Source organism: Streptomyces sp. NPDC002076, from assembly GCF_053593835.1.
The window spans coordinates 102,391-117,482 of sequence record NZ_JBSFDI010000018.1; the positions used below are offsets into that span (position 1 = coordinate 102,391).

The 15,092-nt window shown below is 71.4% G+C and carries 9 protein-coding genes and 1 pseudogene; 8 read left to right on the forward strand and 2 right to left on the reverse strand.

All coding sequences use genetic code 11. From position 1 onward, the window contains the following. Positions 1–109: 109 nt before the first annotated feature. On the forward strand, positions 110–1,726 hold the full coding sequence (locus ACWCQS_RS32215; RefSeq protein WP_451007722.1) for an acyl-CoA synthetase: 1,617 nt from the start codon (positions 110–112) through the stop codon (positions 1,724–1,726). 157 nt (positions 1,727–1,883) lie between these two features. Continuing rightward, positions 1,884–3,740 carry a sulfatase gene (locus ACWCQS_RS32220; RefSeq protein WP_451007723.1) on the forward strand — a complete coding sequence of 619 codons (1,857 nt, stop codon included), beginning with the start codon at positions 1,884–1,886 and terminating at the stop codon, positions 3,738–3,740. A gap of 260 nt (positions 3,741–4,000) precedes the next feature. On the opposite strand, the gene ACWCQS_RS32225 is transcribed toward ACWCQS_RS32220, so the two are convergent. Continuing rightward, positions 4,001–4,894, reverse strand: a complete 894-nt coding sequence (locus ACWCQS_RS32225) for an alpha/beta fold hydrolase (RefSeq protein ID WP_451007724.1) — start codon at positions 4,892–4,894, stop codon at positions 4,001–4,003. 214 nt (positions 4,895–5,108) lie between these two features. Between ACWCQS_RS32225 and paaK the strand changes: the two genes are divergently transcribed. The 3 genes from paaK (at position 5,109) to ACWCQS_RS32240 (ending at position 7,930) form a co-directional block, all read left to right on the forward strand. Continuing rightward, positions 5,109–6,428, forward strand: coding sequence for a phenylacetate--CoA ligase PaaK (paaK, locus tag ACWCQS_RS32230; RefSeq protein ID WP_451007725.1), 1,320 nt, complete (start codon positions 5,109–5,111; stop codon positions 6,426–6,428). An 81-nt stretch (positions 6,429–6,509) separates the two neighbouring features. After that, on the forward strand, positions 6,510–6,842 hold the full coding sequence (locus ACWCQS_RS32235; protein WP_451007726.1) for an ArsR/SmtB family transcription factor: 333 nt from the start codon (positions 6,510–6,512) through the stop codon (positions 6,840–6,842). Between the two features lie 185 nt (positions 6,843–7,027). Then, positions 7,028–7,930 (forward strand): TIGR03620 family F420-dependent LLM class oxidoreductase, encoded by a 903-nt coding sequence (locus ACWCQS_RS32240; protein WP_451007727.1) that lies wholly within the window; start codon positions 7,028–7,030, stop codon positions 7,928–7,930. Here the strand turns inward: ACWCQS_RS32240 and ACWCQS_RS32245 are convergent. Then, the gene (locus ACWCQS_RS32245; protein WP_451007728.1) at positions 7,927–9,423 is read right to left on the reverse strand and encodes an acyl-CoA synthetase; all 1,497 of its coding nucleotides are present in this window, start codon (positions 9,421–9,423) and stop codon (positions 7,927–7,929) included. The genes ACWCQS_RS32240 and ACWCQS_RS32245 overlap by 4 nt on opposite strands. Positions 9,424–9,633: 210 nt before the next feature. On the opposite strand from ACWCQS_RS32245, the gene ACWCQS_RS32250 reads away from it, so the two are divergent. From ACWCQS_RS32250 to ACWCQS_RS32260, 3 genes and pseudogenes are all read left to right on the forward strand, one after another. Then, complete coding sequence (locus tag ACWCQS_RS32250; protein ID WP_451007729.1) at positions 9,634–11,061, forward strand: cytochrome P450; 1,428 nt, start codon at positions 9,634–9,636, stop codon at positions 11,059–11,061. Beyond that, on the forward strand, positions 11,036–12,052 hold the full coding sequence (locus tag ACWCQS_RS32255) for a (-)-alpha-amorphene synthase (RefSeq protein ID WP_451007730.1): 1,017 nt from the start codon (positions 11,036–11,038) through the stop codon (positions 12,050–12,052). The genes ACWCQS_RS32250 and ACWCQS_RS32255 overlap by 26 nt, the downstream gene beginning before the upstream one ends. 143 nt (positions 12,053–12,195) lie before the next feature. Next, a pseudogene (locus ACWCQS_RS32260) lies at positions 12,196–15,092 on the forward strand (ATP-binding protein).

Sequence of the window (15,092 nt, forward strand, 5' to 3'; positions counted from 1 at the left end):
AGATTATTTGGGCGCGGGCCCTTCACAGTTGTCGTGGGCTTTGCTCTGATGACCGGCGTACCGACCGATGCGCCTTTGTTCACCAGCACTGCCGGGGTCAGGAGGAGCGGTGGAGTACAACCTTGCCGACCTGTTCGAGTCGGTCGTCGACGTGGTCCCGGACCGCGAGGCGCTCGTGTACGTCGACCATCCCGGCACCGGCGCGGAGCGCCGCCTGACCTACGCGGAACTGGACGCGGCCGCCAACCGCATCGCCCACCACCTGATCGACAGCGGGATACAGCCCGGGGAACACCTCGGCCTCCACCTGTACAACGGCGTCGAGTACCTGCAGACGGTGCTGGCCTGCCTGAAGGCGCGGATCGTCCCGGTCAACGTCAACTACCGCTATGTCGAAGAGGAGTTGGTGTACCTCTACCGGGACGCCGATCTGGTCGCGCTGGTCTTCGACGCGGAGTTCGCGGACCGGGTGGCGGCGGCGCTGCCGCGGGCGCCGATGCTGCGGCATCTGCTGCGGGTGGGCCCCGAGACGGCCGAGGTGCCCGGGGCGGTGCCGTTCGGCGACGCGGAGGCGTCCGGATCGCCGGCCCGGGGCTTCCCGGCCCGTTCCGCGGACGACCAGTTCATCATCTACACCGGCGGCACGACCGGCATGCCCAAGGGCGTCATGTGGCGCCAGGAGGACCTGTTCTTCGCCGGGCTCGGCGGCGGGGCGCCGACCGGGGAGCCGGTGAAGACACCGGAGGAACTGGCCGAGCGGGTTGCCGCCGGGGGCGCCGGGATCACCTTCTTCCCCACTCCCCCGCTGATGCACGGCACCTCCACCCTGACGGCGTTCATCGGCTTCAACTTCGGCCAACGCGTCGTCGTGCACCGCAAGTTCGTGCCGGAGGAGGTGCTGCGGACCGTCGAGAAGGAGAAGGTCACCAGCATGTCGCTGGTCGGCGACGCGATGCTCCGGCCGCTGATCGACGCGCTGAGCGGCCCCCTGAAGGGCACGGACTGTTCGGCCCTGTTCAGCGTCTCCTCGTCGGGCGCCGTCATGTCGGAGACGGTGCGCCGGCAGTTCCGGGAGCTGGTGCCGAACGCCATGCTGCTCAACAACTTCGGCTCCTCCGAGTCCGGCTTCAACGGTACGGCGACGGAGGACTCGGGCCCCGAGCGCGGTTTCCGCCTGCGAGTCAACTCCCGTACCCGCGTGGTGGATCCGGCGACCCACGAACCGGTGGCCGCGGGCGAGATCGGCCGGGTCGCCCAGTGCGGCCATGTCCCGCTCGGCTACTACAACGACCCGCGCAAGACCGCCGAGACGTTCTTCGCGAAGGACGGGCAGCGCTGGGTCCTGCTCGGCGACATGGCGACGGTCGACGAGGACGGCGTGGTCACCGTGCTGGGCCGGGGCTCGCAGTGCATCAACACCGGCGGCGAGAAGGTCTATCCGGAGGAGGTCGAGCAGGCGCTCAAGGCGCATCCGGACGTGTACGACGCGCTGGTCGCCGGGGTCCCGGACGCCACCTGGGGCAACCATGTGGCCGCCGTGGTGCAGCTGCGCACGGGAGCCTCGCACCCCTCGCTGGCCGACATCCAGAACCACTGCCGTACCCGGCTGGCCGGCTACAAGATCCCCCGCCAGCTGGTGATCACCGACACCATCCGGCGGAGCCCGAGCGGCAAGGCCGACTATCGGTGGGCACGTGAGGTGGCGGTGGCGGCCGACCGGCGCTGACACGCCGGGGTGTCCCACCGCCCCCACCACCCGGTAGCACTACTCTGTGCGCACGATCGACACCCATTCGGCTACTTTGGGTGACTGCCAGTCGGTCGAGTCGTGCCGGTCCCGGCCTCCCGCACCGGCACCGGGCCGCGCACGGAAGGATCTCCGGGTGTCTCACCACACGCCTAGTCACCTGCCGGGTGGCGCAGACGAGACGGACAGCGGCCCGGCGGGAACCGGGGATCCCACGAGGGCCGGGGAGGCGAAGCCGGCCGCGGCACCCGGCCGGCTCGGCAGACGCGCGCGTGTCGTACGGAGCCTCGCCGCACGGACCGGCCTGCTCGGCGGGCACAGTCGCCTCGCGCGGGGCTTGGCCGCACTGGCCGGCCCGCCCGGCAGGCGGGCCCGTATCGCGCGGTACGCGGCCGTGGGCTCGAGCGTCCTTGCCGTCGGCGTCCTGCTGGCGGCGCTGCTGCTGCCGAACCGGCCCGACCGGCTGACCCCGGCCGCCGTCGAGCATCTGCCGGCCGAGGGGATCCTGCTCGCCGTCGTGCTGCTCGTGCTGCCGTCCCGGGCGAGGCGGGCCGCGGCGGCGGCCATCGGCGTGCTGATCGGGCTGGTCACGCTCCTGAAGTGCCTCGACATCGGCTTCTACTCGGTGCTCTACCGCCCCTTCGACCTGGTGCTGGACTGGGGTCTGCTGGGCAATGCGGCGGACTATCTGCGGGACACCTCCGGCCGCACCGGTGAACTGGTCGCCATCGCCGGCGCCCTGCTCCTTGCGGTCGTCGTCCTCGTCCTGACCGCGGGCGCCACGGTCCGTCTCAGCACCGTGCTGGCCCGGCACCGCGCCCGGTCCGTCCGCGTCGTGCTGGTGCTGAGCACGGCCTGGATCACCTGCGTCGTGCTCGGTGTGCAGAGAGGCGGCGTGCCCGTCGCCTCGACGCTCGACGCGGACCTCCTCGGCGACCGGGCCAAGCAGGTCCGCGTCTCCCTCGCGGACGCCCGTCTCTTCCGGCGTCAGGCCGCTCACGACGCCTTCGCCCATACGCCGCCCGACCAGTTGCTGACCGGCCTGCGCGGCAAGGACGTGCTGTTCACGTTCATCGAGAGCTACGGCCGTTCGGCGATCGAGGACCCGGCGATGGCCCCGCGGATCGGCAAGGTCCTCAAGGAGAGCGACGACGCCCTCAAGGCCGCAGGATTCCGGGCGCGCAGCGGCTGGCTGCGCTCGCCGGTGACCGGTGGCGGCAGCTGGCTGGCCCACTCGACCTTCCTGTCCGGCCTGTGGATCAGCAACCAGCAGCGGTTCCGCAGCCTCACCTCCAGCGACCGGACCACCCTCACAGGGGCGTTCCGCAGGACCGGGGCCTGGCGCACGGTCGGGGTGGTTCCGGGGGTGCTGGTGGCCTGGCCGGAGGGCCGGTTCTTCGGCCTGGACCACATCTACGACGGCCATCACCTCGACTACCACGGCCCGGACTTCGGCTGGTCGCAGGTGCCGGACCAGTTCACCCTGCAGACGTTCCAGCGGCGGGAGTTCGGCAAGCGGGGCCGGGGCCCGATCATGGCCGAGATCATCCTCACCTCGAGCCACTATCCGTGGGCGCCGCTGCCCCGCATGGTCGACTGGGCGAAGCTGGGCGACGGGTCGGTCTTCCAGCAGATCAGGCGCGAGGGCAAGTCCCAGCAGGAGGTCTGGAGGGACCCGGAGAGCGTGCGTACGGAATACCGCGCCTCCGTCGAGTACTCGCTGAACAGCCTCGTCGGGTTCCTGCGGCGTTACGGCAACGAGAACACGGTCGTGGTCTTCCTGGGCGACCACCAGCCCGTGCCGACGGTCACCGGGAACAGCCCCCGCAAGGAGGTGCCGGTCACCGTCGTCGCCCGTGACCCCAAAGTGCTGGACCGGATCTCCGGCTGGGGCTGGACGGAGGGCCTGAAGCCCGCCGCGAACGCTCCCGTCTGGGGGATGGACAGCTTCCGCGACCGGTTCCTGAAGGCATTCGGGCCGCAACCGGGCTGAACCCGTGGGTGACCGTGCTCACCTGCGGGAGGAGTCTGGTGGGACCACCCCCGATGACCGGCGTCGGCTTGGTGATCGGGCCTATGTGGTCCCACCACACGGGATCGGGCGCGTTGCGCTGCTCATCGGTGGCCCGCACCGTCACCCAGTCGAACGGCAGCTCTTCCGCGGGCCGTTCGGCGAGCGGCCGGGGCCGCTCGAGCGGCACGGGCGCGTGGGTGCCGCGAGCCGCTCGGCGATGTGCGTCCAGTCCGGGCACGCTAGCCGGGCGATCCGGGCCCGGCCGGCTGCTCTGCCCGGGGCAGAGCGGCCCCGGCCGGCGCGTCGAGGAAGGCGAGAGTGCGTTGCAGGAACCACTCCGGGTCGTCCAGCCAGGGGTAGTGACCGGCTCCGGGCTGGACGGCGACCTCGGCGTTCGGGAAGGCCTCGGCGGCCCGGCGGGCGAGCTCCGGGCGGGGGCCGCCGTCCAGTTCCCCGGCGAGCACGAGGACCGGCGCGGTCAGCGCGGCGAGGGCGGTCCGGGTCGCGTCCGGTGTGAAGGCGCCGTCGGCGAAGTAGCGCTCCCCCGCCTTCTCGTTCGTCTGCTCCGGTTCGGCGTCGGTGTGGGCCCGGGCGGCGTCGTCCCAGCGGCCGTAGAAGAACGGCAGGAACACGTCGTCGAAGTCCGCCTCGCCCGCCAGCCAGGCCCGGAGGGCGGGGAACGCCTGCGCGAACCACGGCTCGTCAGCGCGCAGCCGGGCCGCGGCCAGCCGGTCCTCGGGCGTCGCCCGCAGGCCCAAGGCGGACGGGTTGGGTGTGATCAGCAGCAGTCGCCGTATTCGCTGCGGGTGGCGGGCCGCGTAGAGCGTGGCCAGGGCCGCGCCCGCCGAGTGGGCGAGCAGATCCATGTGCTCGAGACCCATGTGTGCGCGCCATGCCTCGACGTCCTCGACCATGTGGTCGCAGCGGTATGTCGCCGGGTCCGCCGGCAGGGCGGAGTCCCCGGTGCCTCGTAGGTCCAGCAGGGCCAGGCGGCGGTGCGCGGTCAGCCCGCCGAGGTCTCCGAGGTAGGCGGAGGCACGCATGGGGCCGCCGGGCAGGACGACGAGGGGCTCGCCGTCACCCCGCAGGTGGTAGGCGAGCCGGGTGGCGTCGGGTGCGGTGCAGGTCGGCATGGCCGTGATCATGTCGGTCGGACCCGGCGCGGTGCAACGCTTCACCACGTGGGGTGGTCGGCGGGCTCCACCTCCCCGTTCTCCGGCCCGCACCGGCGCGGAAAATCTTCGCAGCCCTCTTGCCTGGAGCCGCATGGCCTGAATTACTGGCCCGGAAGGAATCGACCGAATGATCGGTCGTCCGGTATGCGAGTGCGGCGAGGGAGACGACTCGATGGCGGAAGCGACGGACCTGTTCGACGCGGGCGAACGGCTCGGACCCGAGGAGTTGCGCGAGCTCCAGCTGGAGCGGCTGCGCGCCTCGCTGCGGCACGCCTACGACAACGTGCCGTTCTACCGCGAGTCCTTCGACAAGGCCGGCCTCCGCCCCGAGGACTGCCGATCCCTTGCCGATCTGGCGCGTTTCCCCTTCACGACCAAGGCGGACCTCAGGGAGAACTACCCGTACGGGATGTTCGCCGTGCCGCGCGAGCGGATCCGCCGGCTGCACGCCTCCAGCGGCACCACCGGGCGCCCCACGGTGGTCGGCTACACGGACAACGACCTCTCCATGTGGGCCGACATGGTGGCGCGGTCGATACGGGCGGCCGGGGGACGACCCGGTGACATCGTGCATGTGGCCTACGGATATGGGCTCTTCACCGGTGGTCTGGGCGCCCACTACGGTGCCGAGCGCCTGGGCTGTACGGTCGTCCCGGCCTCCGGCGGCATGACGGCCCGGCAGGTACAGCTGATCCAGGACTTTCAGCCGGCCGTCATCATGGTGACCCCGTCCTACATGCTCACCCTGCTGGACGAGTTCGAGCGGCAGGGCGTGGACCCGCGCGGCACCTCACTGCGCGTGGGTGTGTTCGGGGCCGAGCCCTGGACCGAGCAGATGCGGCGCGAGATCGAGGAGCGGTTCGCCATCGACGCCGTGGACATCTACGGGCTGTCCGAGGTGATCGGCCCGGGCGTGGCGCAGGAGTGCGTGGAGACCAAGGACGGCCTGACGATCTGGGAGGACCACTTCTATCCGGAGGTGGTCGACCCGATCACGGGTGAGGTGCTGCCGGACGGCGAGCGGGGCGAGCTGGTGTTCACCTCGCTGACCAAGGAGGCCATGCCGATCGTCCGCTACCGCACCCGGGATCTCACCCGGCTGCTGCCCGGGACGGCCCGGGTGTTCCGGCGGATGGAGAAGATCACCGGCCGCAGTGACGACATGGTGATCCTGCGCGGGGTCAACCTCTTCCCGACCCAGATCGAGGAGATCGTGCTCCGCACGCCCGGCGTGGCGCCCCACTTCCAGCTCCGGCTGACCCGGGAGGGCCGGCTGGACCGGCTGACCGTCCGGGCCGAGGCCCGTCCGGACGCCGGCCCGGAGGCGAGGGACGCGGCGGCCGTCTCCATCTGCGCAGCCGTGAAGGACGGGATCGGGGTGACCGTCGACGTGGAGATCGTGGAGCCGGAGTCCCTGGAGCGCTCGGTCGGCAAGATCCGCCGGATCGTGGACCTGCGGCCGAAGACTGCCGGGCCGAAAGCTGCCGGGTAGGACCTCGACCCTGGCCGACGGACGTACGGGGATCATATCGACGTACCCCGAAACATCGGTGCGGCCCTATACTCCGAACCCATGACGGACAGCGCTCCCACCCCGGACCCCGACCTGGTCAACGCGCTGCGGGCGCTGTCCAATCCCATGCGGCTGCAGATGCTGCGCTGGCTGCGCGAGCCCGAGCGGCACTTCCCCATGGAGACGGCCATCGCCGATCCGGCCGAGGTCGGTGTGTGCGTGAGCCACATCCAGGCCAAGGCGGGCCTGGCCCAGTCGACGGTGTCGGCCTATATGGCCGAACTCCAGCGCGCGGGCCTGGTCCGGGCCACCCGCGTGGGCAAGTGGACCCACTACAAACGGGATGAAGAACGCATAGCCGAGCTGGTCGCCGAGCTGGGGCGGTCACTCTAGCCGACCCGGCCCCTCCCGGATCGGCCCAGCTCGCCCCGCCCGGCCCAGCCCTGCGCGACCCCGCCCGGCATCGTCGGCCGTCAGCCGCACCTTGATCACCGGTGTCGGCCACGCCTTGCGATTCATATCGAGAATCTGCGATATTTCGAATCATCGCACCGAGCCGACGCGCAGGGAGACAGACGATGACGGAGAAGAACGGCCTGGACCTCGGCAGGTTCGGGATCTACACCTTCGACTTCGAGCACCAGCCGGCCGCGCGGGTCCGGGACTCGGTCCAGGAGCTGGAGGATCTGGGCTGGCGGGCCGTCTGGATCCCGGAGGCGCTCGGGCGGGACGCGTTCACGCACGCCGGGTTTCTGCTCGCTTCGACGCGGCGGCTCGGGGTCGTGAACGGCATCGCCCGGATCTGGTCCCGGGAGGCGACCTGGGCGCACGGCGCCGCCTTGCTGCTGGCGGACGCCTACCCGGGGCGGCACGTGCTCGGCCTGGGCTTCGGCGGGCAGCCGCGCCCGGGGGTCAAGCCCCTGGCCGCGATGGCCGGGTACCTCGACGAGCTGGACGCCCTGCGGACGCCCAACCCCCGCCCGGCCCAGCCCGTCCGGCGCCTGCTGGCCGCCTACGGCCCCAAGATGCTGGAGCTGGCCCGCGACCGCGCCGAGGGGGCGCAGACCTACCACGTGAACACGGCCCACACCGAGCAGGCGCGGGAGATCCTCGGGCCGGACGCCTTCCTGGCCGTCGAGCACGCCGTGCTGTTCGAGACCGACCCCGACCGAGCCCGCGCTCTCGCGCGCGAGCACCTGCGCGGCTACCTCGAAACCCCTTACAACATCGCCAAGTTCCGTCGGCTCGGATACACCGACGACGACCTCTCCGGCGGCGGCAGCGACCGGCTCGTCGACGACCTGGTGTTCTGGGGCGACCCGGACACGGTCGTACGGAAGCTGCACGGGCATGTGGAGGCCGGTGCCGATCACGTCGCCGTGCAGGTGATTGGCGTGGCTCCGGGCGAATCGGCGCTTCCGCACTGGCGGTTGCTGGCCGAGGCCCTGCTGCCGTCGAAGACCGCCGGCGGCCTCGGCTAGCCGCCGAAGCGGTCCCGCAGTTCGCGCTTGAGGATCTTGCCGCTGGCGTTGCGCGGCAACTCGTCCACGAACAGCACCCGTTTGGGCGCCTTGAAGGGCGCGAGCTTCCCCTTCACATGCGCGATGAGCTGATCCTCCGTCGCCTCGCCGCGCAGGACGACGATCGCCGTGACGGCCTCGATCCACTGCTCGTCGGGCAGGCCGATCACGGCGGCCTCGGCCACCGCCTCGTGGGTGTACAGGGCGTCCTCGACCTGGCGTGAAGCCACGAGGACACCACCGGAGTTGATGACGTCCTTCACCCGGTCCACGATCGTGAAGTAGCCGTCGGCGTCGCGCACCGCGAGGTCCCCGGAGTGGAACCAGCCGTCCCGGAAGGCCTCGGCGGTCTCCTCGGGCTTGTCCCAGTAACCCTCGCACAACTGCGGTGAGCGGTAGACGATCTCGCCGGGCGTGCCGACGGGCACGTCCTTGCCCTGGTCGTCCACGACCCGCGCGTCCACGAACAGCACGGTCCGCCCGCAGGAGTCCAGCCGGCCCTCGTGCTCGTCGGGGCCGAGGACGGTGGCCAGTGGGCCGATCTCGCTCTGCCCGAAGCAGTTGTAGAAGGCGAGCCGCGGCAGGCGCTCGCGCAGCCGCTGAAGCACCGGGACCGGCATGATCGACGCGCCGTAGTAGGCCTTGCGCAGGCCGCCGAGACCGCGGGTGGCGAAGTCGGGCCGGCCCGCCAGGCCGATCCACACCGTGGGCGGCGCGAACAGGCTGTCCACGCGGCCGGCCTCGATCAGGTCGAGCAGGCGGTCGCCGTCGGGCGCGTCCAGGATGATGTTGGTCGCGCCGACGGCGAGGTACGGCAGCAGGAACACATGCATCTGGGCCGAGTGGTACAGCGGCAGCGCGTGCACCGGACGGTCACCGGCGCTCAGGTCCAGGGCGGTGATCGCGCTCAGGTACTCGTGCACGAGGGCCCGGTGAGTCATCATCGCGCCCTTGGGCAGGGCGGTCGTACCGGAGGTGTACAGCAGCTGCACCAGGTCCTCGATGCGGGGTTCGGGCCCGGCGTACGGCGGTGTGTCGGCCAGCCGGGCGAGCAATGAGCCCTCGGTGTCCCTGAGCGGCAACACCCGTACGCCGTCCGGGAGTCGGTCGGCCAGGTCCGGGTCGGCGAGGACGAGGTTGCTGCCGGACTGGCCGACGAGGTACGCCAGGTCGTCCCCGGTCAGGTTCTGGTTGACCGGCACATGGACCAGGCCCGCACGGGCGCAGGCCAGGAAGCCGATCAGGTAGGCGTCGGAGTTGTGGCCGTAGGCGCCGACCCGGTCGCCGGGTGCGAGGCCCTCGGCGAGCAGCACCGAGGCCGCACGGGAGACGGCGTCGTCGAGTTCCTCGTACGTCCAGCGGCGCTCGCCGTACTCCACCGCGCGGCGGGCCGGGGTACGCCGGGCGCTGCGGCGAAGCACCCCGTCGACCGTGCTGCCGTGTCCCTGCGTCATGGCTCATGATCCTGGGTCCAGCCGCGGAGACAGGTCAAGGACTTTGGAGGCGCATTCCGAATGCACTTTTGCTTCCGCGTGCCTCTGTGCGCCCCTTCGGAGAAAGGATTCGGAAAGCCGATCAGCGCTGAGCGTGGGCAGGACATGTCTCGGAACACCAAGTCCGCAGCAGTTCACACAATTCACGTCTCACGTTGGGCGGAGGCATCCATGAGCCGTGCTGTGCCCGAACAGAAACGAGCCTGGAGGACAGGTACTGCTCCCGGCATATTCCCGGTCCTCGGGCACGGTATCGCCCTGTACCGCCGGCCGCTGGCGTTTCTGAATTCTTTGCCCGCGCACGGGGATCTGGTCGAGATACGGCTGGGCCCCCAGCGCGCCTGGATGGTGTGCCACCCGGAGCTGACCCACGAGGTGCTCATGGATCCGCACACCTTCGACAAGGGCGGGCCGCTGTACGACAGGCTCGGCAAGCTGATGGGGGACGGCCTCGTCACCTGCCGCCAGCCGACGCACCGGAGCAAACGCAGGCTGCTGCAACCCGGCTTCCGTCCCTCCTGCGCCGCCCACTACTCGGACCTCGTCACCGAGGAGGCCGAGTCGGTGTGCCGGGCGTGGCCGGTGGGGCGGGCGGTTCCCGTCACCGAGGCGATGATGACCCTCACGACCCGTGTGATCAGCCGGGTCCTCCTCTCCGACTCACTGGACGACACGAAGACCGCCGAGGTGCGGGACTGTCTCACGGACGTCGTCCGTGGCCTGTTCGTGCGCACGGTCGTACCGATCGACGCCCTGTTCCGGCTGCCCACGCCCGCCAACCGCCGCTACCGGCACGCGCTGTCGCGCCTGCACGCGATCATCGACGCGGCGATCGCGGAGCGCCGCCGGGGCCCCCACCGCGACGATGTACTGGGAACCCTGCTGGCGGCCGCGCGCGGCGACGGCGAGCAGCCGGCGATCACCGACCAGGAGGTCCACGACCACCTGATCACCCTGCTGCTCACGGGCGTCGAGGCCCCGGCGCTGTGCCTGACCGACGCCTTCAGCCTGCTGGCCCGCCATCCGGAGGCGGAGCGCCGGCTGCACGCCGAACTCGACGCCGTCCTCCCCGGAGGCCGCCGGCCCGGCCCCGAGGACCTGCCGCGCCTCGCCTACACCCGGTGCGTCGTCTCCGAGACGCTGCGCCACTCGTCCCCCGGCTGGCTCTTCACCCGCGTCGCCACCAGGGAGACGGAACTCGCCGGGTGCCGTCTGCCCGCGGGAGCGACCGTGCTGTACAGCCCTTACCTCCTGCACCACGATCCCTCGTCGTTCCCCGACCCCGAACACTTCGACCCCGGCCGCTGGTCTCCGGGGCGGCCCACCGCCGCACAGCGCCGCGCGCTGCTGCCGTTCTCCGCGGGCAACCGCAAATGCCTCGGTGACGAGTTCGCCATGGTGGAGGCCACGCTGGCACTGGCGACCCTCGCCGGCCGGCGGCGCCTGCGCCATCTGCCCGGGTACGTCGAACGGACGCCGCGCCCCGCGATCACGCTGGGCCCGCGGGCGCTGGTCATGGCCTGCGAAGCCCGTTCACCCATGCCTGCGGGCGCATCGGCCTCCCGGACGGCAGGTGACCACGTTGTCGGCAACGCATGAGGGAATCGCGGTCGCCGTACCGGACGGAACTGCGGTCCCCACCCTCAGGGACCTGATCGACGGCCACCTCCACATGCCCTACCCGTTCCGGCGCAGCCCCCATGAATCCGAGGCCGCAGCCGGCGTCGACGCATGGCTGAGTGCGTGGGGGCTGACCGACGAGCCAGGGGTGGCGGCGATGATCGTCCGCACCCGACCCGCCGAACTCGCTTCCTTCACCAGTCCCACCGTGGATTCCGGTCTGCTCCAGATCGTGGCCGATCAGATCGCCTATCAGTTCGTCTTCGACGACCGTGCGGAGGACACGGGTCGCCGCTCACCGGGCAGGTTGCTGCCCATGCTGTGCGAGAGCATCGCGATTCTGCGGGACGGCCGGCCGCCCAGCACTCCGCTGGGAGCGGCCCTGGCCGATCTGCACCGACGGGTCCGGGCACGCTGCACTCCCGCGCAGGCCGCACGATGGGCCTGGCACAGCTGTGAATACGTGCACGGCCTGTTGTACGAGGCGGTGGCTCAGGCACAGCCCCTCCTGTTGCGCACCGGCGACTGCACCTCGATACGGTCGCTGACCGCGGGCGTCGAGCCGTTCTACCCCCTGTACGAGGCCGCCCAGCCGGTCGAGCTGTCCCCTGCCGAACTCCACGACCCCGTGCTGCGGCGACTGGCCCGGCTGTCGGCCGACGCGGCGGTGTGGACGGCGGACCTGTTCTCGGCCGTGAAAGAACAGCGGGCGGGGGAAATGATCAATCTGGCCCTGGCCCGCCGGCGTGAGCACCGGTGCTCTCTGCAGACCGCCGTCCTCCTCACCGTCCAAGAGATCAACGCAACGATCGAGGAGTTCCAGAGGCTCCACGGGGAGATCGAACCGGAGTTGAGCCATGCCGCCGTCGGCTATGTGGAGGGCATGATCGGCTGGATCCGGGGGTGTTACCACTGGTCCCGCACCGTGCCTCGCTACGCGGACGTGGTGTCGGTGCCCGCCGCGCCGTAGCCCGATCAGGTCCCTTACCCGACGGGCGGGCGCTGTCACACCCCCGGCCGATGATTCATCCTATGGAGGCCAAGCCATCCGGGCCCACCTCGACGAGGCGTACGCTCGGCTCTCGGGCCGAACGACAGAAGGCGGTACGGCACATGGCGACGAAGCCGCGGCAACCGATCACGGCGCAAGGCACGTTGATCGAGCGCCGACGGGAACTTCAGGCCCTCGATGCCGCCTTCCAGGAGCTGCGGCGCTCCGCCGACGGCTTGCCGCGAGCGAGGCGCAGGGGACTGCTCGCCTTCACCGGGCCGGCCGGACTGGGCAAGACGGCACTCATCACGGAAGCACGTGCCCGAGCCGCGGCCCATGGATTCAACGTGTTGTCAGGCAGGGGCGGGGAGAAGGAACAGGGCTCGGCCTTCCGCGTGGTACGCCAGTTGGTGCAGCCGTCGCTGGCGCGGATGGACGAGGCGGAGCTCCGCGCCTTCCTGGGAAGCTGGTACGACATCGTCGCCGCCGTGCTCGGTCTCGAGGCGAGGGGCCCCGGTCCTGCGCCGGACAGGACAGGGGTCAGCGAGGGACTCGACTGGGTCATGACACGCCTGGCGATGCGGAAGGCGCCGGTCGTCCTGCTCCTGGACGATCTGCACTGGGCCGACGCGGAGTCCCTCGGCTGGCTCGACTCCTTCGCGGCACGCGTCGAGGACCTTCCGCTGCTCATCGTGGTCGCCTACCGGCCCGACGAACTGCCGTCCGACGCGCGCAAGCTCCGCACGCTCGTGGGACACCACGGAGTCCGCCCCCAGGACCTGGCGCTGCTCACCGCGGACGGCGTGGCGCAGATCGTCAGGAACGAACTCGGGGAAACGGCCGAGGACCGGTTCTGCAGGGAATGCTGGTCGGCCACCGGCGGCAGCCCCTTCGAGGCGGTGGAGCTGGCCATCGGACTCGCCGAGCGGAAACTGAAGGGCACCGAGGACGACCTGCCGGCGATGCGGGAGCTCGCCGCCGCGATCAAGGGGCCCGGGCTGATCGATCGTCTGGAACGGCTCGACACGGCGACCGTCCGCTTCGCGCACATCGCGGCCGTACTGGGTTCGCCCTTCTCACCGCGGCTCGCCGCGACCATCGCGGTGCTCGGCGAGGAAGCCGCGGCCGAGGCGACCGAGAAGCTGCGCGCGGCCCGGATCCTGGCCCACGGCCACGGCCCCGAGGGTGAGCTCGAGTTCGTCCACCCGCTGATCGCCACGACGATCTACCGGTCCATCGGCACGGCGTTCCGGGCCGCCCTGCACAACACCGCCGCACAGGCCGTCCTCGCGGCGGGATACGGGCCCACCGCCGCCGCCCGGCATCTGCTGGAGGTCCCCTGCGAGGGCAGTCCCGAGGCGGTCGCGTGTCTGCGCGAGGCCGCCCGCGAGTACCTGCGCGCCGGAGCGACCGAGGCCGCCCGGCGGCTGCTCAGCCGCGCGCTCCAGGAGCCGCCCCTGCCCGAGGACCGTGCCGCGGTCCTTCATGAACTCGCCTGCGCCACCTTCTTGATCGAGCCCACGGCGACGGTGCGCCATCTCCGCCAGGCGCTGGCGGAGCCGGACATCGACCCCGATCTGCGCGCCTCCGTCGTCTATCGGCTGACGACGGCTCTGGCCCACACCGATCAGCTGGCCGAGGCCGTGACCGTGGCCGCCGAGGAGGCGAAGCAGGCCACGAGTCCGCGGGTCCGGCTGCGCATGCAGGCCGATCAGTTCGTCTGGAGCATGGTCCGCACGGACGACCCCGACTCACCCGCCCGCTCCCGGACACTGGCTCGTCTGGCCGAGCAGTTGCCCGGTCGCAGCCTGGAGGAGCGCTACATCCTGGGGCTGCGGGCCTGGGACGCCGTCAAGCGCGGCGAACCCCGGCAGACCACCCTCGCGTATGCCGAGAAGGCCCTGCGCGGCGGCATGAGCTGGACGGACGAAACGCGGGGTTTCGAGGTGCCGCTCTCGGTCGCCCTGGTGTTCGTGTACGGCGACCAGCCGCGCCGGGCCGAGGAGTTGTTCAGCAAGGGCATCGCCGAATGCGTGGCCAAGGGCTGGCACGGCTCTCACCTCGCCTTCGGCCAGACCATCGCCGGCTACGTCCGCTACCGCCGCGGCTGTCTCGCCGAAGCCGAGGACCTCGTACGGGAAGGGCTGCGCATCGCCGACAAGGTGGAAGGGTCGTGGCCGCCCAGTTGTTCGGCGTCAGCATTCTCATCCAGACCCTGCTCGCCCGGGGACGCGTCGCCGAGGCGCGCGCACTGGCCGACGCGCACCGCTTCGGTGAGACGACCCCGAACGCTGTCATCTATCCCGATCCGCGCACCGTGTACGCCGAGCTGCTCCTGGCGGAGGGACGGCACGCCGAAGCAGCGCCGCTGTTGTCGTCGGTCGGGGACTGGCTGGACGGGCGGGCCTGGCGGAACCCGGCCTGGTGTCCGTGGCAGCTGCACCTGGCCTCCGCGCTCGCCCCCACTGCCCCGGAGCAGGCGGTGGGCCACGCCCGGGACGCCGTGCGGCGCGCCCGGAAGTTCGGTGCCGCCTCCACCATCGGTCAGGCCCTGCACACGCTGGCCGAGGTGACCGGCGGTCCTGCGGCGCTCCCCCTGTACGCGGAGGCCGTCGCTCACCTGGAGCAGTCCCCCGCCGCCTACGAGCTCGCCCGCGCCCAGGTCGGCCACGGCGCCGCGCTGTCCCGCGACGGGCGGCTGCAGGAGGCCGCCGATCGGCTCTACCAAGGCCTGGAAGGCGCCGTTCACTGCGGGGCGGAGGCACTGGCCGCCCGGGCCAGGGCAGAGCTCTCGGCGGCGGGAATGCGTCCGCTGCCGCTGCGGTACGCGCAGCCGGACACGCTGACCGCCCGGGAACGCCGCACTGCCGAACTGTCCGCCCAGGGACACCCGGTGGCGGTGGTCGCCAAGCAACTGCGGCTCACCGAGCAGGGCGTGCGGCAGTTGCTGTCCAGCGTCTACCGCAAGGCCGGCACCGACGCCGCGGGCCTCGCCGGGTTCCTGGAGAGTCACCCATGA

Coding starts and splice junctions, on each gene's coding strand:
- ACWCQS_RS32250 (WP_451007729.1), top strand. CDS start 9,634: ATGAGCCGTGCTGTGCCCGAACAGAAACGAGCCTGGAGGACAGGTACT.
- ACWCQS_RS32240 (WP_451007727.1), top strand. CDS start 7,028: ATGACGGAGAAGAACGGCCTGGACCTCGGCAGGTTCGGGATCTACACC.
- ACWCQS_RS32245 (WP_451007728.1), bottom strand. CDS start 9,423: ATGACGCAGGGACACGGCAGCACGGTCGACGGGGTGCTTCGCCGCAGC.
- paaK (WP_451007725.1), top strand. CDS start 5,109: ATGGCGGAAGCGACGGACCTGTTCGACGCGGGCGAACGGCTCGGACCC.
- ACWCQS_RS32225 (WP_451007724.1), bottom strand. CDS start 4,894: ATGCCGACCTGCACCGCACCCGACGCCACCCGGCTCGCCTACCACCTG.
- ACWCQS_RS32235 (WP_451007726.1), top strand. CDS start 6,510: ATGACGGACAGCGCTCCCACCCCGGACCCCGACCTGGTCAACGCGCTG.